The sequence below is a fragment of the Planctobacterium sp. AWH2_060 genome (assembly GCF_056158425.1).
This window is the reverse complement of record NZ_JBSWTG010000001.1, coordinates 995591-1016231: the sequence shown is the minus strand read 5'-3', so window position 1 is coordinate 1016231 and position 20641 is coordinate 995591. Positions and strand designations below refer to the sequence as shown.

The 20641-nt window shown below is 45.0% G+C and carries 18 protein-coding genes; 8 read left to right on the top strand and 10 right to left on the bottom strand.

Annotation, left to right across the window (positions count from 1 at the left end; genetic code table 11):
- The first annotated feature begins 42 nt into the window (after positions 1–42).
- The 4 genes from ACXAD8_RS04460 to ACXAD8_RS04445 all read left to right on the top strand — a co-directional run bounded on the left by ACXAD8_RS04460 (position 43) and on the right by ACXAD8_RS04445 (position 3510).
- Entirely contained in the window at positions 43–1356 is a 1314-nt protein-coding gene (locus ACXAD8_RS04460; protein WP_475225397.1) for a putative bifunctional diguanylate cyclase/phosphodiesterase, read from the top strand.
- 362 nt (positions 1357–1718) lie between these two features.
- Entirely contained in the window at positions 1719–2756 is a 1038-nt protein-coding gene (astE, locus tag ACXAD8_RS04455; protein WP_475225394.1) for a succinylglutamate desuccinylase, read from the top strand.
- Between the two features lie 2 nt (positions 2757–2758).
- On the top strand, positions 2759–3181 hold the full coding sequence (locus tag ACXAD8_RS04450) for an HIT domain-containing protein (protein WP_475225391.1): 423 nt from the start codon (positions 2759–2761) through the stop codon (positions 3179–3181).
- Entirely contained in the window at positions 3178–3510 is a 333-nt protein-coding gene (locus ACXAD8_RS04445; protein ID WP_229527526.1) for a heavy metal-binding domain-containing protein, read from the top strand. Before ACXAD8_RS04450 ends, ACXAD8_RS04445 begins: the two co-directional genes overlap by 4 nt.
- Before the next feature lie 12 nt (positions 3511–3522).
- Here ACXAD8_RS04445 and ACXAD8_RS04440 read toward each other — a convergent pair whose 3' ends face one another.
- On the bottom strand, positions 3523–4386 hold the full coding sequence (locus ACXAD8_RS04440) for a 2OG-Fe(II) oxygenase (protein ID WP_475225389.1): 864 nt from the start codon (positions 4384–4386) through the stop codon (positions 3523–3525).
- Positions 4387–4476: 90 nt separating this feature from the next.
- Here ACXAD8_RS04440 and ACXAD8_RS04435 point away from each other — a divergent pair, with 90 nt between their 5' ends.
- From ACXAD8_RS04435 to ACXAD8_RS04425, 3 genes are all read left to right on the top strand, one after another.
- Positions 4477–4992 (top strand): hypothetical protein, encoded by a 516-nt coding sequence (locus ACXAD8_RS04435; RefSeq protein ID WP_475225386.1) that lies wholly within the window; start codon positions 4477–4479, stop codon positions 4990–4992.
- A gap of 142 nt (positions 4993–5134) precedes the next feature.
- The gene (locus ACXAD8_RS04430; protein WP_475225384.1) at positions 5135–5677 is read left to right on the top strand and encodes a hypothetical protein; all 543 of its coding nucleotides are present in this window, start codon (positions 5135–5137) and stop codon (positions 5675–5677) included.
- A gap of 8 nt (positions 5678–5685) precedes the next feature.
- Positions 5686–6504: a DUF2189 domain-containing protein gene (locus tag ACXAD8_RS04425; protein ID WP_475225382.1), complete on the top strand. Its 819-nt coding sequence runs from the start codon at positions 5686–5688 to the stop codon at positions 6502–6504.
- A gap of 642 nt (positions 6505–7146) precedes the next feature.
- On the opposite strand, the gene ACXAD8_RS04420 is transcribed toward ACXAD8_RS04425, so the two are convergent.
- The 5 genes from ACXAD8_RS04420 to ACXAD8_RS04400 form a co-directional block, all read right to left on the bottom strand.
- A complete protein-coding gene (locus ACXAD8_RS04420; RefSeq protein ID WP_475225380.1) occupies positions 7147–7560 on the bottom strand; it encodes a hypothetical protein in 414 nt (137 codons plus the stop codon).
- A 13-nt stretch (positions 7561–7573) separates the two neighbouring features.
- The gene (locus ACXAD8_RS04415; RefSeq protein WP_475225377.1) at positions 7574–8467 is read right to left on the bottom strand and encodes a LysR family transcriptional regulator; all 894 of its coding nucleotides are present in this window, start codon (positions 8465–8467) and stop codon (positions 7574–7576) included.
- A 110-nt stretch (positions 8468–8577) separates the two neighbouring features.
- A complete protein-coding gene (locus tag ACXAD8_RS04410; protein ID WP_475225375.1) occupies positions 8578–9807 on the bottom strand; it encodes a hypothetical protein in 1230 nt (409 codons plus the stop codon).
- A gap of 64 nt (positions 9808–9871) precedes the next feature.
- On the bottom strand, positions 9872–10525 hold the full coding sequence (locus tag ACXAD8_RS04405; RefSeq protein ID WP_475225372.1) for a methylamine utilization protein: 654 nt from the start codon (positions 10523–10525) through the stop codon (positions 9872–9874).
- Between the two features lie 15 nt (positions 10526–10540).
- Entirely contained in the window at positions 10541–12190 is a 1650-nt protein-coding gene (locus ACXAD8_RS04400) for a methyl-accepting chemotaxis protein (RefSeq protein WP_475225370.1), read from the bottom strand.
- A gap of 952 nt (positions 12191–13142) precedes the next feature.
- On the opposite strand from ACXAD8_RS04400, the gene ACXAD8_RS04395 reads away from it, so the two are divergent.
- On the top strand, positions 13143–15104 hold the full coding sequence (locus tag ACXAD8_RS04395; protein ID WP_475225367.1) for a hypothetical protein: 1962 nt from the start codon (positions 13143–13145) through the stop codon (positions 15102–15104).
- 184 nt (positions 15105–15288) lie between these two features.
- Here ACXAD8_RS04395 and ACXAD8_RS04390 read toward each other — a convergent pair whose 3' ends face one another.
- From ACXAD8_RS04390 to ACXAD8_RS04375, 4 genes are read right to left on the bottom strand one after another with little or no spacing between them, the layout of a single operon-like run.
- A complete protein-coding gene (locus ACXAD8_RS04390) occupies positions 15289–16191 on the bottom strand; it encodes a hydroxymethylglutaryl-CoA lyase (RefSeq protein ID WP_475225364.1) in 903 nt (300 codons plus the stop codon).
- Entirely contained in the window at positions 16191–18185 is a 1995-nt protein-coding gene (locus tag ACXAD8_RS04385; protein WP_475225361.1) for an acetyl/propionyl/methylcrotonyl-CoA carboxylase subunit alpha, read from the bottom strand. Before ACXAD8_RS04385 ends, ACXAD8_RS04390 begins: the two co-directional genes overlap by 1 nt.
- A 2-nt stretch (positions 18186–18187) precedes the next feature.
- A complete protein-coding gene (locus tag ACXAD8_RS04380; protein ID WP_475232874.1) occupies positions 18188–18976 on the bottom strand; it encodes an enoyl-CoA hydratase/isomerase family protein in 789 nt (262 codons plus the stop codon).
- A 9-nt stretch (positions 18977–18985) separates the two neighbouring features.
- Entirely contained in the window at positions 18986–20608 is a 1623-nt protein-coding gene (locus ACXAD8_RS04375) for a carboxyl transferase domain-containing protein (protein ID WP_324255585.1), read from the bottom strand.
- Positions 20609–20641 lie beyond the last annotated feature (33 nt).

The following is a 20641-nucleotide window of genomic DNA, read 5'->3' as shown; positions in this document are numbered from 1 at the left end:
CGCTAAATTCCCTGTTGGTTTTTTGAGGTTTAGTCGTACTCTATGAGTGTAGTTCACAATGTGCTTGCTGAGATCCCGAGTCGGTATGCTTTTTTGCAGAAAGTGCAAAGCTTAATCGACCAGAACGATCAGGTATCATTGTTCCTTATTGATGTGGTCAGATTTTCAGACGTATCTACCAGCTTTGGTTACAAAGCTGGCGATTACATATTGTCTGAAATCGTCAAACGCATTCAGTCAATTTTTGCTTTTGATGCTGAAGTGGGCAGGGTAAGTGGCGATGTTTTCGGTCTGTTATTTCCAGGTCAACACAGAACCACTCAGTTAAACAGTTTCTACACCCGACTAAACGAGCATTTCAAGTCTCCCATTCACATCGGTGATCATGCATTTATTGCTGATTTTAATGTGGGTGCAGTGTCCAATCCGACAGACAACCGCGATGTTAACCGACTCTTCTCTGGTGCTGAAACTGCGTTAAAGCAGGCGAAGGGCAATAAGTACGATAACTTTGCCATTGTGTCTATGACACAAAAGAAACACATGGGCGGTCGGGCACTGGCGCTAAAAGCCGATCTGAAGCGAGCATTTGCCAAAGATGAATTGGAGCTGTACTTCCAGCCTAAGATTGATTTGGCAAGTTTGCAGATAACCGGTGCTGAGTGCTTGCTGCGTTGGCATCATCCACTTGATGGTGTGTTGTTTCCGGGAGCCCTCATCGATGCTGCAGAATCCTATAACATGATGAATGAGTTGGGTTATTGGGCATTGCGCAAAGCCTTTGATAGCCTGCTTTATTTTCAGGCGGCGGGTTTTGACATTAACCTGGCAGTGAATGTTTCCCCGACACAGCTGTACGATGATAAGTTTGTGCATCGTTTAAAGCAGTACAGCGATAACATGTGCATAGATTTAAGCCGGATAGAATTGGAGCTGACAGAAGATGCCGCCATGTCCAATTCACTCATGGTGAACAAGCAGCTTGCAGCTGCAAAAAGGCTTGGAGCTAAAATTGCCATTGATGATTTTGGCAAAGGCTATTCCAACCTGGCTTACATTCGTGATCTTGACATTGATACCATCAAAATTGATAAAACCTTTATCATGCAGTTACTGGAAAATCCGGTGAACAAGGCCATCGTAGAGGCGACCAAGGTTATCGCGGACTCTTTGTCTTGTAACGTGGTCGCTGAAGGTATCGAAGAATTACAGCATTTGCATATCTTACGAGAATTAGGCATCAAGTCAGGCCAGGGGTATTTGTTTTCACAAGCCGTACCGATGAAAGAGTTTGTAGCACTATTACACACAGATATTAGCGTCGGTGGTTCCTACGCCTTCACCGAAAGAGCCTGATAGCAGTTACCAAATCTCACTCCTGCTTATAAAATTTTTTACTATCCTGTAATACCATTTCCATTATATATTTATACTCTCAGCGCAGCCTCAGGGACATTAGTTCGAGGCGTGCGAATGAAAGAATACTGGTTGTCTTGTGAACTTCGCACAACAAAGAAATAATGTTCCTGAGGCGCGTCTACGATGGGGCTGAAAAGCATTTATACTGTGTTGGATGTTTTTGATTTAGGCCCACTAGACCGGCAAACATCCGCCTTGTCTAAATGCTTTTCATCACCCACTGAGATGGCTAAATATATAAAGGAAATGGTATAATTAACACCTTCAACACCGTAAATAATAAGAACCCTACAAAAACTATGTCCGAAACTATTAATCAATTACTCTCAAAGGGTGATTTCCTGCACCTGTCCAGACGATCTCCGGAACTATTTGCCACGCCATTTGAGTTCACTTTGCCCAATAGCACCAGAGTGCAGGTGCTGTCTGAAGGCGTAATCCAGTTTGAACCCGTCAACTTTGGCATCAAAGATGTCGTTTACTCTTGTGGTGTTCACGGTAACGAGACTGCACCCATTGAAATCTGTGATGAGCTTGTTAAAGCGGTTTTAACCGGAGAGTTGCAACTGGCTCATCGGCTACTGGTGATATTTGGTAATTTACCAGCCATGGACATCGCCCAGCGATTCGTACAGGAAAACATGAACCGGCTGTTTGATGGGGAACACAGTAATCCTGACGTGGAAAGCAACCCCGAAAGAGTGCGTGCCGGGCACCTGGAAGCAGTGGTTCGCGATTTTTTCCTGAAGGTAGGAGAAGGGCGGCAACGCTTCCACTATGACTTGCACACCGCAATCAGGGACTCCAAAAACGAAAAGTTTGCGGTTTACCCATTTACGCACGGTCGCCCCAGAAGCCCCGAGCAGTTGGTATTTTTGCAACAATGTGGTGTATCCACAATTTTACTGTCAGAATCACCCACCACCACATTTAGTTATTTCAGCTGTAAAAACTTCCAGGCTGATGCCTTTACGGTTGAGTTGGGCAAAGTTCGCCCATTTGGAGAAAATGATATGTCGCGTTTTGCTGCAGCAAAAAACATGTTACAGCGCTGGGTGACAGAGGAAACCGTTACGCTTCCCGCATTTGATGAAAATCAATTTCATATATATCGGGTGAATCAGATTATTAATCGTCACAAAGACGATTTTGTTCTACATTTTGCTGATGACACGCCCAATTTTAGCGATTACCCGAAAGGTACTTTACTGGCCTCCGAGTCTGGAGCTGAATATCGCGCAGAACAAGACGGCGAAGCCATTGTTTTTCCCAATGCGAAAGTCGCCTTGGGGCAACGCGCATTGTTAACAGTGGTGCCTACAAGTTTAAAGGATTGATAATGTCTGAATCTTTTATTTTGCACCCGCAATTAGAGCAAGATTGCTTTCTGGTGAAGGATTTACCACTTTGTCGCGTACTCCTGATGAACGAAGCGCGTTATCCCTGGTTCATACTGGTTCCCCGAGTCAATGGACTTAAAGAGCTAATGCAATTATCAGATAATGATGCCAGACAATATTGGTTTGAATCGGGTTTAATACAGCGCTTTTTAAGTTCAGAACTTAGTGCTGATAAAATTAATGTGGCGGCATTGGGGAATGTGGTGCCGCAACTTCATGTTCATCATATCGCACGATTTACAACAGATGAGGCCTGGCCAGCGCCTGTCTGGGGAAAGTTTTCCCCTAACGCCTACACTGACGACGCTTCGTCACAATTAATCTCTCAACTTAAAGAATACATACAAGGGGAATTAGGATGATCGTAACTACCACACATGAACTACAGGGTTATGAAATAGAACATTACTATGGCATCGTTGTGGGCGAAGCGGTAATGGGCGCAAATTTATTTAAGGATATCTTTGCATCGGTCAGAGATATTGTTGGTGGTCGCAGTGGCGCTTATGAAGATGTGTTAACCAAAGCCAGAAAAATCGCCTTTTCCGAAATTGAAGCCGAAGCCAGAGGCTGCGGAGCTAATGCAGTAATCGGCATCGACATTGATTATCAGATAGTTGGCGACAAAGGCAGTATGTTAATGGTAAGTATCGCCGGAACTGCTGTTAAGGCACACAAAGCCAAAGCTTAGTCGCGACTCACATCATAAATAGGGGCGGGCTCTGAACCAGGCGGTAAGAATAAACTTTTCGCCCTTGGTCACAGGTCTACCTTCATGGTAGGCCTGGCTGTTAACGTCTCCCGTGGGCAGTAAGTTGTTCCAGATACAAGCTGAACCCGCTTTAGGCGAAACCGTTTTTTCTGCCTGGCTGAAGTAAGTGTGGCCACCTTCGAAATTGTCATTCAAATAGAGTAAACAAGTCCAGGTACGTTGCCCCTGATCTTTCATGTTTTGTTGATAACCGGGATGCGTTTTGTCAAACCAGTCCGCGTGGTTTTGATAGGCCTGACCGGGTTCGTAGCGTTGAATTTGTAATGGTTCACAGTAAGCTGGATGAATACCCAAAGTCTGGCTAAGGTGTTGTTTTAGTTTTTGTTCAATATCCAGAGCAATATCTCTCACTAATGCGGTGTCTGAAGTTCTGCCAGAATCTTTTTGCGCATAGGCCTTTCCGACAACTCTGGAGGGTGAAAAATGCCTTTTAGAGCGAATGATGAGCTGTTCACATAGTTTCGTTTCTACGACGTCGGGCAAAACAAACAACTGCATTTCTTCACAACTTAATTGCAAGCGTTGTAATTTTTGTGTGAAGGGTAATTTCGAAAGCGCGTAAAAATAGCCGCCGGAATCGAATATCTCTGCTTGTTGCGAAATATTCTCTGGTAACTGTTCGATTATGGCACCTGGTACGGGTGGGGAATAGCCGTCTAGCAAGGCTGATACCGCCGATTCAGAAAACCCTCGCTTCAGCAGATAATAAAAAAGCTGTTGTTTGCTAACACCTTTGCGCAATTGCTGGGAAATCCATTGTTCCAGTTTGTGCGTGGCTTGCTGTAAGTCTGACATACAATTTTACGAAGTTAGATTTGCATTCACCGTGGCTTGTTGCTTATATCCTGATTAATAATTCCTTAATGTCAATGTAATTTAAATTCTATGGCGATACCTCTTCTCTGGTTAGGAGCCGCTGCAGCAACCTATGCCGGCATTAAATACAGCAGCAAAGTGTCAAAGTATCGGGGCTATGCAGATGTTTTACCTGGTGGTACTAAGCTCACTGCAAAACCGGTTAATGGCGCGATTGTTTGTTGTGAAGTTTACGGTGTATTAGATCACACCGGAATTTGGGCAGAAGACAGTATTATCGAATTGAATGGCAACGGCCTGGTGCGCAATATTAGTCTCGAACGATTTTTGGCGGACCGCTCCGGAGAGGAAGCCTATATCGCATGTGATAAATACGGCCTGCCAATGGCCTGCGATGCCACATTTCAAAATGCCATTGCAAACATCTATCAATATAGACCTTACGACCTATTTAAAAATAACTGTCATCGCTTTGTCTGGGAAATGCTCAGCGATATTAGAGAGCCGGTTAATTCTTTCACAGACCTGAATCAACGTCTGAGTTCATATCATCACTCACCGGTTTCCTGGCTAAAACTCCCCTGAACTTTTTGTTAATCGGCTGAAAATTGACCTGAAACAAATTTTCAGTTGCAAAATTACGCTATAAATAAACCTGCTGCTAATATTGATAATATAAAAACTAACCAATGTCGGTTGTTTTAACTCAATAGTGGAGGGTGATGTTATGCAACATCAATTCCTGTTAAATAATTTAGATAAGTCTGATGTGTTGCAATCCAGTTTAATCGCTACCGGAATCAAAGAACAAGACATTCATTTTGTGACGGAAACAAACCGTGATTATGCTGGCCATCATGTTCATGAAGCATCAATTTTTGAAGAGCGAGATTTGCTACACAGTGCAGTGCGCTATGGCATGTTGGGCTTTTTCGTGGGGATTCTGCTCAGTGTCGTCTTGTATTTCACTCAGCCCTATGGCTGGCAGTTTAATGCGGTAAATGCGGCCTTTGTTCTGGCCCTGACAACCGGCTTTGGTGGCTGGATAGGCGGCCTTTTTGGCATCAGCCACAGAAATTATCGCATTAGTCGCTATGAAAATGAGCTGAAAAATGGCAAAGCCATCATGCTTGTATATACTGATGATGAGCATGCCGATAAAGCGAAGCAAATTGTGCAACAAACCGAAGCTGGTTCGCGCTATCTCGGCAAGGATACGACGTTCGATAATCCATTGAAAAACCAAAAACTAGAAGAACTGGAAGATTAGGAGAATATATGTCGCATAAATTTGAGGAACAACCGCATAACGCCATTACAGACAGTAAGATCGCCAGGGTTATCCCCTGCAAAGAATTAGATTACGGCGACCCAATCAAATGGTTGCGACTGGGGCTGAAAGACATGCTTAAGGCCCCACACATTACTGCCTTTTTTGGCTTGCTGTTTGCCATTGTACCTTGGTTTATTTACTACCTGGTGGAGCAAACCGGCTGGCATCTGGTGATTTTACCAGCGTTAGTTTGTTTTATGTTAATTGGACCTTTTCTGGCCGCAGGACTTTATGATGTCTCCTGGGAACTGGAAAAAAATCACGTTCCCAGTATTTGGCACAGTATTAAAGCCATTACCCGTAATGCCGTTAATGAGTGGGCTTTTGGGATTTTGTTAATGGTGCTGATGATATTCTGGCTGAGAGTCGCGGCCTTAATCCATGCCTTGTATCCTCCATATCTGGATGAAAATTTTGAAAACCTGTTACCCTTTTTGACTGTGGGTACATTAGTGGGGGCGGCATTTACTATGCTGGTTTTCTTTATCAGTGCATTTACCCAACCCATTTTAATGGAGCGTAAAGTGGATTTGGCCACAGCAGTTATGACCAGTATGAATGCCGTTTGGGTAAACAAAAAGGTTATGGCTATTTGGGGCGGGATTATTTTTAGCTTTGTTGCTTTTGGCTTTGTTGTTGGTATCACCTTGGACAAGATTCTGGGCTTTGGTAGCTTTTTGTTTACTATGCCGTTGATAGGCTATGCCGCCTGGCATGCTTATATCGATACTATCGAAACCAAACGAGGACGAAAGTTCGAATAGCTTGCTGAGTTAATTAATTGCTAAAGCGGCAGTTATCAGAACTGCCGCTTTTTTTTGCTTGTTGTATTGTCCTTTTCCATATTTTAAATAATTGACCGTTAGTCAGTTGAGAGCCTTTATTTGAATTGACCAGTTAGATCCTATTCAGTCCCATTTTTGTGATTCGATGACTTGCAGATTAAAGCCAATTTTTTGCAATGGGCTAATCTAATCCCATGCTTACTCAGCAAGCCAGATTGCAGGACGCAGTCAGGCAGAGTCAACAGGACGTTGAGATACTGCGAGGGAAGGGTAAGTAAATGGATTAAACTAAAACAACTCAGGAAGATGTTTGTATTTAGTTTAAAAGCAGTTGGAAGCTTGGGTCCGTATGGTCGTCAGGATGACGTTTTCTCAAAGTGTTTGGATTCGCAAAGGATTTGTGATGGATTTAGCCGTAAGTAGATAGGAGCTGCTGTCGGTTAATGAGGACCAAAGACAGCCCTTACAAGGAGTTGTCGATTAAAGGGAGTTGTCAGAGCAGGGATATTCTTCAGGGGCGGGATGCAATGATTGAAGAATCTGACAGATAGACAAGGGTTGTTGTGTGACTGGTTGTGTTGTCACACAACACTCTTTTCCCCTGAATATATGGAATTGATATTACTGGGTGTTATTGGCGATGGCTTGGTTGAAATAGTTTTCTACACTGATTTGACTGTCGTTTACCAGTCGCTGGTAGCAAACTCCGGCAAAAGCATAAGAGTGGGTGCCGTACTCTAATAAAACATAAGGGGCGTCAGGGTTGGAGTCGTCATAGCTCCATTGTCCACCAATTGTAGCCTTAAACACTTCACCTACATATGCACCGTAAATGTTGCACAGGGTGAAAACCGCTTTATCTTCAAGCGCTTGATCGCGATATTTATTAATCCATCTTAAGATCACTTCATCTATTTGTTTGATGCTCTCAGCACTACCATCCAGGTTTATGCCAAATTCATCGCGTGTTGTGATCACCGCATTTCTGGCACTGTCTTGCATTAATTCATCAAGTTCTTCGCGGGTCATTGCCATATTTCATTCCAAATTATTGTTGTAATTCTCGTTGGGCCAAAATCAAGTCGGTTAGCATCTTAGTGCCAGGCCCCATTCTATCTGAATGTGGGTTAACAAGCGACATGGTAACAGACCGAAAACTACTACCTTGTATCTTTAACTGGGTTAATTCACCTGCCTCAATGTACTTTTCAACATTGTGGACGGGCAACCAGCAAAACCCAAGCCCCTGGCGCAGGAACTTGATGGCCGTTTCAAAGCGACTGACCGTCCAGCGTTGTTCTGCCTTTAACCAACCCTGTCGTTCTATTGGCGCTTTTGCTGTGTCTTTGATAACTATCTGCAAATGTTGCACCAACTCATTGGGATCAATGGGACTTTTTTTCTGTGCTAATGGATTTTCCGGGTGAGTGACGGCCACAAATTTAACATTCAGAATGGGTTCGCTCAAAACCCCTTTTGGGATCGATGCGGTGAGAGCGATATCAGCCCAACCTTCATTAATAAGTTCTTCAGTGCCGGTTAGTACCGTATCTAATATATTTAAGCGACTGCCACGACAAGAAGGATAAAACTCCATCAAAATGGGAGTTAGAAACTGATCCGGAAAGGCCAGTTCAACGGCAATGTTTATTTCAGGCTCCCATTGCTGATTAATGCTTTTTGCCAGCTCTTCCAGATCTTCAACGCTCTTACTCAGCAAACGAGAACGGCGCAGCATAACTTCTCCAGCTTTGGTGAGATAGGCTTTGCGGCCCCTTACTTCCAGGAGCTGAACATCCAATTGTGATTGTAATTTGGCAACTGCGTGGTTAAGGGAAGACTGACTCTTGTTAAGCACTTTGGCTGCATGGGCATAGCCACCATGGTCAACAACTGCTTGTAAAATACGCCATTGCTCGAGAGTCGTTTTAGAGCGATACATGAGAATGTTCGATTTTTGTGATTATCTGAATATAATACTAGTCGTATCATTCTATTTATGTAAAGCAATTTTTAGTCGCTAAATTGTACCGCGGGTGGCAATAGGCTCTATCAAAAACGAAACTGGACCACACCTAATAACTGCGTTTGGCTAAGGTTAGCGTCCCTGTCCGCAAATTGAGCGCGACTGGCTTGCCAGGATTCGCTAAACAAGAGTTCAGTACCTAATTGCCAGTGCTCATTTAAGTTGTAACGATAGGCAAGGGTGGCCCCCCAGCCATTACCATTGTTGTTGTCTTCTGCTATCAAGTTATCTTTGTCTATGGTGTTAAAGTCGTCATAGCGGATGGCAAAGTTGTGAAATTCACTGCGATAGGCAAGCATGGCATACCAGCTATTAAAGCCCACCATCACGGCACCCGGACCCATGGCAGTGCGACCATGCATACCTTGCGTAATAATGCGCCAGTGGCGATCAAATCGGTATTGCCAGGCCAACGAATGGAAAATGGTATGCCAGGCATATTGTCCTCCTCTGGCAAGAATGGTTTCGTCGGCATTGTTGTTAAAATAACTGTAGCGCACCCGGGAAGTTTTTTGATAATCCCAATGCAAACCAAGTTGGTAGCCCCAGCGCCCGTCAATTTCACGGAATGGCTCCACCCAATTTGCTTGTGGTGCTAACGCCTGGCCTTCACCGATGGAGGGGTAGTCAGCGAAAAATATGCGCTCATTTATTATGGACTGTTTGTCATGTAACCCCCAACCACGCCATGCCAGTAATGTACCAGCCGGATCATTGCCCTTATAAACTGCGCCAGAAAATGCGAAGGTATGGGGGCTGCGACCGTGAAATCGGCCCGGACGGGTAACTTTAAATTCACCACCTAAAGTACGTACTTCCTCGCCAATCCAACTGCTGATAGCTGAATTGGTATAGGTATATGGCGATAACCAGCCGATGTCCGGATTTTCAAAGCCAAACTCTGGATAAAACATACCGGCTCTGAATTGCCAACGATACTTGCTGGACCAAATGGGTTTGTACTTTAACCAGAGTTGGGTTAATCCAGCGTGATTATCCGGTGTCTCAGTCGCATTGATAACCGAGTGCCACGACACATAATCTGTCAGATCTCCGGAGATTTCTAATATCGCCTGACTGACTTGAAACTTGTTGCCATTGTCGTATCGCAGAATCCCTGTTCCGCCCTCAAAAAAACTTAACTCTTCGTCTGATGAAATAGCCAAAGCCCCCTGAATTAAGCCGCGAACTTGCAATGGTTCAGCATTAATGGCAGTGGAGATGGTGAGTGATAGCAGGAATGCGGCAAATTTCATTGTTGTTCTCGGTTTTGCATAAAATTCCAAAATGCGACAAAAAGGGCTGTGCTAAACACCCATTTTAGTAATCATCAAAGTCGTCAAAATCGTTGGCTTCATCATAGTTCGGTAACAATTCCGTTTGAAGTTGGATATGTATTTGCTCTGCGGGCGAGAGCAACTGCCCATAATGGGGTGGTTCCTGCTGTGACAGTCTGGCGTGCCACATGTTCCAATGGAACTGTTCGTTATCTGGCACCTCTAACATCACCATGCCGTTGCTATCGGATTTGGCGAACCAAGGGGTGTTTGTTACATAGACATAGGCTTGCATCCAATCGTGAATATTGCAGCCTATATGAATCGCCCCAGATTCCGCCATTAGGGGGCCTGAACGAGTCTCTCCGGCCTCGACTGTAAGGTCAAATTGTTGAATGTCGGACAGGCTGTAGACCTGGTGTTTAATGTTATCCTGGTTGGGAAAGCTGACAGCTTTTCCTTTTTGGACAGCCACCACATGAGGGCTAAACTGTTTATTATTTTGTGTCATTACCGCGTTTGGAGGAGACATTTTCTGGGCCAGGTTAATTGCGCCTTGTGATAGTGGCTCCAGAGTTATAATGGCTTCAGGAAGCGGTTTGCCACTGTTGTCCTTGAGTTGAAAGGTAACAGTTGCAGCCCAGCTTTGAAAAGAAAAACCAAGCAGTATAATCAAAGTGCGAAACAGGAATGACATAAGCAGCTCTACAAATCATTCGACCTTAAATCGATTTAATAACGATTGCATATCTCTGGCCAATGACAGCAGTGCTACCACTTCTTTTAAGGTGTCCTGAGAATGCGCGTCGGACTCCACCGCCATGGATTTCAGGTTGTCGATGCTGCGATTAATTTCTTCAGCTGTTACCGATTGTTCTTCAACGGCACTGGCTACAGTCATGTTCATCCCGGAGATCAAATCAACGGCAGTGGTGATCTCTTGTAATGCTTGACCGGAGAGAATGGCTTTTTCATCCAAAATTTTTGAATTATTTAATGATTCCTCCATCACAGAGACTGCCTGAGCACTCTCGTTACTGAGCTGTTCGATGTTTTCCCTAATTTGCTTAGTCAGTTCTGAAGTGCGTTTTGCCAGGTTGCGTACTTCTTCTGCTACTACCGCAAATCCTCGGCCTTGCTCCCTAGCCCGAGCGGCTTCTATCGCCGCGTTCAGCGCCAGTAAGTTAGTTTGGTCGGCGATTTCACTAATGGTGTCAGTGACGTTTGAAATGGATTGCGTTCGCACGTCTAGTTGCTTAACAACTTCAGAGGTATGGGCAATATTGGATGTAATGGTATTGATGGTGGAAACGGATTCGTTAACGACGGCATGGCCTTTAATCGCTAACTGATTCGCTTCTTCCGTTGCTTCAGAGGCGTTTGCTGCATTTTTGGCAACGTCAGTTACTGCTATGCTCATTTGACTCATAGAACCAGAGACATTGTCGCTGACCTCTTGTTGTTTGGAGGTTGCATGTTGCAGACGATTCATTTTCTCAGCAACAAATTCCATGGACTGCATAAAGCTCACCATGGCCTGTTTTATCTGTTTCAAAATCTCCGCTTGGTTACTGGCAAACTTGTTAAAAGCAATAGCTGTTTCACCAATTTCATCACAACGGTCTTCCTCCAGCCGTTGTGTCAAATCACCATCACCTGAAGAAATTTGTTTTAATCTGTCTGTCAGTACTTTGAGTGGTTGTGCCAGCAATCGAATCGCCATCAATGTCATAAAAGTACCAAACAATACCGCGCCGATTGTTACGAATAAGATCAGTGAGGCTGAAAAGGTAACGTTTGATTCTGCCTCCTGCACAACCATTTGGCTGTCCTGAGTAACCACCGCACTCATTTGATCTATCACATCATGCATTTCGGCAAATTTCTGTGAAGCATCCTGCAAACTAATTTGCGACGCTTCGCGGCGTTCTTCTCTGCCGTTATTTTCCCGCAATGACACCACCTGGAAAGTCAGCGTTTGCCATTCTTTGCTCAAACGCTCGTAATCATTCATCAAACGATGGATTTGCGGATCGTCAATGACAAGTTTGAATTGCTGGAGTTTTTGCTGCGCTTCTTCAATGTTCAGCTTGTGGTAGTTCACCAGATTGCGGAACTGTGGGGAACTGGCATTGACAAATATCAAGCTGCGCTCGGCTGAGATCGCCCGATACAAATTCGCATCGGCGGCCAGCATAAGATTGGATGCCGTAAAGTACTTATTGGCGATGATATCGACATCATTGGCCAGTTTTTGCTGATTCCAGAAGGCTACAATAATGACCACAGACAATGAAGCAAAAAACGACCCTGTTAACAGCCACAATTTATTTTTGATGGATAAATTTAAAAACCAGTGCATATCTTATTATCCGGAGTGTCTTGCAAAGCGAACTATTTTTACAAGAAAGACTGAGGGCAGAAATAATTTCTGTCAATAAAAAGTGATTTGGCCATGGGTAATTAATGTGACCGTTACTTCCCCAGGGATTTTGGTTGTCGGGTTGATTCAAACATGTCATGTAATCTGCTGTAATGTGCTTGTTAAAAATATTGCAGATAATATTTAACGCTTTGATAGCGCAGGGGGAGAGCATGAGTGCTTATATTTTAACCACAAAGCCCAGAAACTAAATATTTACATTTTAATAAAAAGCCAAACTGACTCGTATATAGATTCAGTTAGGTCAAAGTTTGTTCGAAGTGCTAAACCTTGTTTCCCTTTACGCGCTATAAACTGCGCCATCAGTTAAAACAACAATGAGGGATATCAGGGATGATATCTCAATCAATGCCCAGCACAGGGATGTGCTGTCATTGATGGTCGTTGTTGTTCTGATGGAGAAGTTTATGCTTTTGCGCGTCAGGGGCTGCGGGGGATTCTTAAGGGGGGCGCAGCCCGGTCCCCTTGAGGCGCAGTCGGCGCCCCGACAATGATTTCAATCAAACAACAATGGTTGAATTAGACTACGTCACTGAAAAAAGTCTACTTACCAGCAAACTCAACTAAGGAGCCTGAAGACTGGTTGATAGTCTCGCTTAAGTATTCCAGGCCAAATTAACTAGCTTTTGGCTCCCATTAGAGCTGATTATGTTCGAGTATTGCTCAAAAAACGATCGCGATCTCGCCCTGTTTGATAGCGCAACCATTTTTGATGATGTAAGGGGGTAAAAACGGCAGTGAACAGCTGTTTAAAAGCAAAGCTTTAATGAATTTGTCTTAACGCTCTCTCGTGAGGCATCAGATGAAAAGGTTTTTTACGTTTTTAACATAGCTTAAAAACCGGTTACTTAATCTCATATAAGGAAAACACATGAGTACCACTACTTCTCCAAACCCCCAATCGTTAACCGCAAATACAATCACTGACTCAGCTGTTTCACTAGGCGGTGGGGTAGATTTGGCGCTAACAATCGCAGAAAAAACTGTGCCAAAACCCTATAAAATAGCGGTAAAGGCGGCAAAAATAGCAAAGGGCGTATTCTTTCCAAAGCCCAATATGACTTTGGAAACCCTCAAAGAAATTAAAGCTCAACTGGATGAAATGGACAAAAAGCTTGATGAAATCCAGATGATAAGTTCCGCCACTTATATGGCTGTAAAAACCTTAGCTTATGATTACGCGCAAAACCATTATGACAGTATTGTCACCTCACTCATTGACGCCAATATCAGTGTTAACAATAAGTTTGAAGCCTTTTACACTCAAAATGTTTTTCCCCGTACACCTGACGAATTCTATGAGTTCACTGCAAATCTTTGCCAGGGAGGCGTTTGCTCACAGGCAGATAGCAATGTTTTGAGGCTTCTGGGTGCAAATGTTCCTGAGCTAGCAACAAGTGGTGTTTTAACCGAAAGTCAGGTGGCTTCTTCAAATTTGGATCCTGCAGAATTATTGAACGAATTTTCTGACGGGTTGAGTCCTCAGCGCAATATTTGGAAAGATCTGAACAAGGCATACCGTGATGTGCTTGAAAAGACTCATGGTGAGAGCAGCATCGACAATAAAGTTGTTTATTACATGGCAGCAATGCAACCCATTGTTACCTTACAACTTAATTTACTCTCTGACATGCAACAATTGTTTTTTATGAATCAGGTTCAGGTTGCGCTGCTTTACAATCGCCCAGAGCTTTATACCGGGAAGCATGCACAGTTTCCATATTTACTATCTGATAAAAGTGGAAAAGCCGGTTATGAAGAAACACTGGTATATATGGAAGACTTTTTTGAGGATTTGGGAAACAAGTTCACTACAGTTTTCGGGGCAACCGAAGATTCCGAAGACAGAACAAAAGGTATAATTCAATTTGTTGAGCAGGCAGATTACCTGAACAACTTTTGCTCTGGTGACAGTGAGTCTGACCGATTGTTTAATACTGAAAGTATTAGTAAAAACTGCTGGATTGAAGAGCTCAATATGCCCAATAAGAAAAGTGAATGGCATACCGGCACCGTTACGGCATTGTGCAGAGTTTCAGAAGATATCCAGGAACTTACTTTAAAAAGGCTTTACTTCAACTTTCCTTACAGAGTAGATAATTTAAATAACATCACTGAACTGAATAATCCTGCAATTGAATACAAGGATGGTGTATTAAAAGCCAATAACCCGATAGATTTTAAAAATATTGTCGATACCTCAGCGCCTTCTGGCACACCATCAGCCTCTACTTGGGTAGCACACACGTCTGGTGCTCTTGGCCGTTACCACCTGATGTACCAAAAGTACAAAATCAATCTCGACTCATCCAGTAAATTTACAGAGCATGTATACGACGACAGAAAAAGTAAAATGAACAACTCATCGCGTCCCAATAAGTACGATATCTCAGTAAAGGATGGCAAGCTTGAATACCCAAAATGGGAAGGACCTGTTTATAGCAGCTCGGCAAATCCCGATGGCTGGACCAGCAGTGCTTACGCAGAGACCCAAAATGGCAGAGGTTATTGGGTAAATAGCCACTTTGTGCAGCGCGACTATCCATCCAGCACAGGAATAAGCGACCCCAAAGGACAACTTATTTATCTGGCTCCACTAAAAAATGACACCAGTTGTGAGCAAACTATTAAAGATGGCATAGTCACACTTAGCTGGCCTGCGGGCCCTGACGGAGAGGCAACAACCGTAAGTATAGACACCACTGAAAGTTGCAAATGTCCAGACAATAGCGGAACCTCAGGTGGCGGAGCATCTTTTAAGTGTGGAGAAAATGTGTTTTCTGTTACTACTGAAGCGACGATAGTGGAAATCCAGCCCTTGGCTCCTAAATAGTCCGAAAAAATTGCTTTGACAGCAAATTGCAGTTAGCAACCAGCAAAGCTTTATATCAGGATGGTTGTTGCCACAGCCATCCTGACAAATTAGACAAGTGCTTTTGCTGGAATAGCGCCAAGCCATTAATTGCGCAAACACTCAAGAACACTTTCCCAATACAGGAATGTAACACAGTGGTGGTTTAGCCTTTGGCTAACAGCGCGTTGGCAACTTTGGAGTTATTGCTGCGATTAAGTGCCTTGGTGATCTTGTCACCAGCATCCACTAAAGCATCAAGGTTAATACCTGTCTCAATGCCCATGCCATTTAGCATATAAACCACATCTTCAGTGGCCACATTGCCTGAAGCGCCTTTGGCATAAGGACAACCACCTAAACCTGCGACAGCAGCATCGATGACATTAACGCCCATTTGCAACGCCATAAGGATATTACTCAACGCCTGACCGTAAGTGTCATGAAAATGCACAGCTAGTTTTTCGACAGGGACATCCTGCAAAACTGCATTCAACATCTGTTGGGTTTTTAGCGGTGTGCCAACACCAATGGTATCGCCAAGAGAGATTTCGTAACAGCCCATATCCAGCAACTGTTTCGACACTTGTTTAACCGCTTCCGGGGCAATGTCACCTTCATAGGGACAACCTAAAACGCAGGAAACATAGCCGCGCACCTTGATGTTTTGCTGCTGTGCAGCCTCGAGAACCGGAGCAAAACGCGCCAGGCTTTCAGCAATCGAGCAGTTGATGTTCTTTTGTGAAAATGACTCAGACGCGGCACCAAAAATCGCCACTTCATCGGCTCCGGCTTCCATTGCTGCCTCAAAGCCTTTTAGGTTTGGGGTCAGGGCAGAGTAGGTGACACTTTGTTTACGCTTCACCTGTTTAAAAACCTCGGCAGAATCGGCCATTTTCGGCACCCATTTGGGCGAGACAAAACTTCCGGTTTCAATCATGGATAGTCCGGCATTCGCCAGACCTTCCACTAAGGCAATTTTATCTTGCAATAAAATATCGGCCTTTTCGTTTTGCAGCCCGTCACGAGGTCCCACTTCAACGATGGTTGCTGATTGCGGTAATGCCATTATTCGCTCACCTCAAAAGCCAGAAGCTCTGCGCCACCATCTACCAGTTCACCGGCCTGAAAGAAGAACTCAGTGACTTTACCTTTTGCCGGTGCTTTGATGGTGTGCTCCATTTTCATGGCTTCCATGATCAGCAATGGTGTATCAGCGTCAACCGTCTCTTCGGCCTCAACCATGAGTTTTACAACAGTGCCGTTCATGGGAGCAGTTAGCCCCCCGTCGGCGTCTTGCATATCATCTAAACCTAAATCAGGTTCATCTTCACTGAAGTGTAGGGCGGTTTGTGCGGTGTACAAAGACATATTACTACCATGAACTACCAGCGTAGCTTTTTGGCGATGACCATTAACATTGGCGATTAATTCGTTGCCGCTCAGCTTGCCAGATACCAATAGATCTTCACCATTGATATTCAACTCAAACTGTTCTGCGTCCACATGGGTAACTGTAACTTCGAATTTTTCACCAGCTACACCTACAACGACAGTTTGACTGTGTTGCTCATTGGCACGCCAGGCGTTGGTAAATTGCCAAGGAGACGAGACATCAGCGCTATTGGCTTTGGGTTGAGTCTGTTTTTTATTGAGCAAAATAGCTAATACCATTAACGGCAAACACTGATTGAAGTCATAGTCGCTGTTTACAAATATCTTGTCCTGGTGCTTCTCAATGAAGCCGGTGTCCAGTTCAACATTTCTGAAGGCATCGGTACTGGCCAGATTGTACAAAAACGGCAGGTTAGTGGTCATGCCATTGATATGGTAATCACTAAGTGCCGAAGTCAGACGATTGAGCGCTTTGTTGCGATCTTCGTCCCAGACAATCAGTTTGGCAATCATAGGATCGTAATAAACTGATACTTCATCGCCCTGACGCACGCCAGTATCGACCCGCACATGGCGGTTTTCCAGCGGGGCTTGCAGATAGGTAAGTTGACCGGTAACCGGCAAGAAGTCATTGTCGGGATCTTCGGCATATACCCGCGCTTCAAATGCATGGCCGTTGACTTTGAGCTGCTCCTGAGTGAGCGGTAAAGGCTCACCAGCAGCGACATTCAGCTGCCATTGCACCAGATCCTGGCCGGTAATCATTTCGGTAACCGGGTGCTCTACCTGTAAACGGGTATTCATTTCCATAAAGTAGAAACTACCGTCTACGTCATACAAGAATTCCACGGTGCCGGCACCAACGTAATCAATGGCCTTAGCGGCTTTCAGTGCGGCTTCACCCATGGCTTTTCTGACTTCATCAGATAAACCAGGCGCAGGCGCTTCTTCGATAACCTTTTGGTGACGACGTTGCACCGAACAATCCCGTTCGAACAAATACACACCGTTACCCTGTTTGTCACAAAACACCTGAATTTCCACGTGTCTGGGTTGTGTCAGGTATTTTTCAACCAACATGGTGTCATCACTAAAGCTGGACAAGGCTTCGCGTTTTGCCGCAGCTAAGGCTCCAGCAAATTCTTTTTCAGACCATACCTGGCGCATGCCTTTACCACCGCCACCAGCCGCAGCTTTGAGCAATACCGGATAACCCATGTCATCGGCGGCTTTTTTGATAACGGCTTCTGACTGGTCATCACCGTGATAGCCAGGTACCAGAGGTACACTCGCTTTTTCCATGATGGTTTTGGCTGCGCTTTTACTACCCATGGCTTCTATAGCGCCGGTCGGCGGCCCTACAAAGGTAATGTTGTTAGCTTCGCACAGATTGGCGAATTTTGCATTTTCAGATAAAAATCCATAGCCAGGATGCACCGCATCTGCACCAACTTCCTTACAAACATCAATGATGGTTTGAGCTTTCAGGTAGCTGTCTTTGGCAGCCGGGCCGCCAATGTGTACTGCTTCATCCGCCATTTGTACATGTAAGGCATTGGCATCAGCATCGGAATAGACGGCAACTGTGGGGATCCCCATTTTGCGCGCAGTTTTAATAACACGGCAACAAATTTCACCGCGGTTAGCGATTAGTAATTTCTTAAACATGTTTAATCCTTGCGCCAGTTGGGTTTACGTTTTTCCAGGAATGCGCTCAATCCTTCCTGCCCTTCGTCAGACACCCGGACAGTGGCAATTCGCAAGCAGGTCTTTTCAATGACCTCTTCTTCACCGGGCTGATTCTTAACATCAAAAATCAGCTGTTTTGCTGCCGCGACCGCCTGTGGTCCGTTGCGCAAAATGTTATTCAGCAGATCTTCGATGGAGCTATCCAGTTCTTCTTCAGTAACAGTTTCGCTCACCAGCCCCAGTCTTCTGGCTCGTCGAGCGGAAAACACTTCCGCGGTCATAAAATAGCGACGAGCAACCCGTTCGCCCATTGCGGCAATCACATAAGGACTGATGGTGGCTGGAATTAACCCAAGGCGTACTTCGCTTAAACAAAATTTACTAAGTTTGCTGGCGACTGCCATATCGCAACAGGCCACCAGGCCCACAGCACCACCATAAGTGGCTCCCTGAACCTTGGCTATAGTGGGTTTAGGCATGTAATTCAGGTGCCATAACATGTCTGCGAGCTTTTTCGCGTCAGCAACATTCTCATCAAAGGAGTAATCTGCCATGCGCTTCATCCAGCCAGCATCTGCACCAGCGCAGAAACTTTGGCCATTGGCTTGCAATACCATAGCGCGCACGTTTTTATCTTCACCGATTTGTTTGAACAGGTGCGTCAGTTCAGCAATTAGGGCATCGTCAAAGGCGTTGTGCTTTTCCGGGCGATTAAGAGTAACCGTGGCTACGCCACGTTCATCAAGGTTATAAAGTACAGAGTCAGTCATCATCACACCTTACATTCTAAAGACGCCGAATTGAGTTTCCTCAACAGGCTTATTCAGGGCCGCTGACAGGCTCAACCCCAATACAAAACGGGTGTCAGCAGGATCGATTACACCATCGTCCCATAAACGGGCCGAGGCGTAGTAGGGGTGTCCCTGATGTTCGTAGTTGTCCACGATAGGTTGCTTAAAGGCTTGTTCTTCTTCTGCGGACCAGGTTTCGCCAGCGCGTTGTTTTTGTTCTTTTTTCACCTGCGCCAGAACGCCTGCTGCTTGTTCACCACCCATTACCGAAATACGGGCGTTTGGCCACATAAACAGGAATCGAGGATCGTAAGCGCGGCCACACATGCCGTAGTTACCGGCACCAAAGCTACCACCAATGAGTACGGTGAATTTAGGCACATTGGCACAGGCTACTGCCGTTACCATCTTGGCGCCATTTTTGGCAATACCACCAGACTCATACTGTTTACCCACCATAAATCCGGTGATGTTTTGCAGGAAGACCAGTGGAATTTTGCGCTGGGCGCAAAGCTCAATAAAGTGCGCACCTTTTAGTGCTGATTCGGAAAACAAAATTCCGTTATTGGCAACGATGCCCACTGGATAACCAAATATACGGGCAAACCCGCACACCAGTGTGGTGCCATAAAGCGCCTTAAACTCATCAAATTCGGAACCATCGACGATGCGGGCGATAATTTCACGCACGTCATAGGGCTGACGGGTGTCTTTCGGAATAATGCCGTAAATTTCTTTGGCATCGTAAAGTGGCTCTCTGGCTTCGCGAATATCGATGTTGGGTTGTTTTACGCGGTTTAATCGGGCAACAGAGTCACGGGCGATCTTAAGCGCATGGTGATCGTTGTTGGCTAGGTGATCTACTACACCTGAAGTACGGCAATGAACATCGCCGCCGCCCAGCTCTTCTGCTGATACTACTTCACCTGTTGCGGCTTTAACCAGAGGTGGTCCACCTAGGAAGATTGTGCCCTGATTTTTAACGATAATGGATTCGTCTGCCATGGCGGGGACATAAGCGCCACCGGCAGTACAACTACCCATAACCACTGCGATTTGTGGAATGTTTTTAGCTGACAGGTTGGCCTGGTTGTAAAAAATGCGACCAAAGTGTTCTCTGTCCGGAAATACATCGTCCTGACGAGGCAGGTTTGCACCACCGGAGTCCACCAGGTAAATACAGGGCAGGTTGTTTTGTTCGGCAATGGTTTGGGCGCGCAGGTGCTTTTTCACCGTAAGAGGATAGTAGGTGCCGCCTTTTACCGTAGCGTCGTTAGCGACAATCATGCATTCCTGACCGGATACCCGTCCAATACCCGCGATAACCCCAGCGGCAGGCACATAGTCTTCATAGACGTTCCAGGCTGCCAGTTGCGAGATCTCAAGAAAGGGAGAGCCGGGGTCTAATAAGGCATTGATACGTTCTCTGGGCAACAATTTGCCTCGGTCGGTATGACGCTTATTGGCTTTTTCGCCACCACCTTGTTTGATTTGCGCGATTTTTTCTTGCAGATCGTTCACCTGCAGCGCCATGTGCTCAGCATTTTCTGCAAACGCAGCACTTTTCACATTAATTTTTGATTGAATTGGATTACTTGCTTGTGTCGACACATTTAACTCCGTTAAATCCGCTTCATAAAAAAT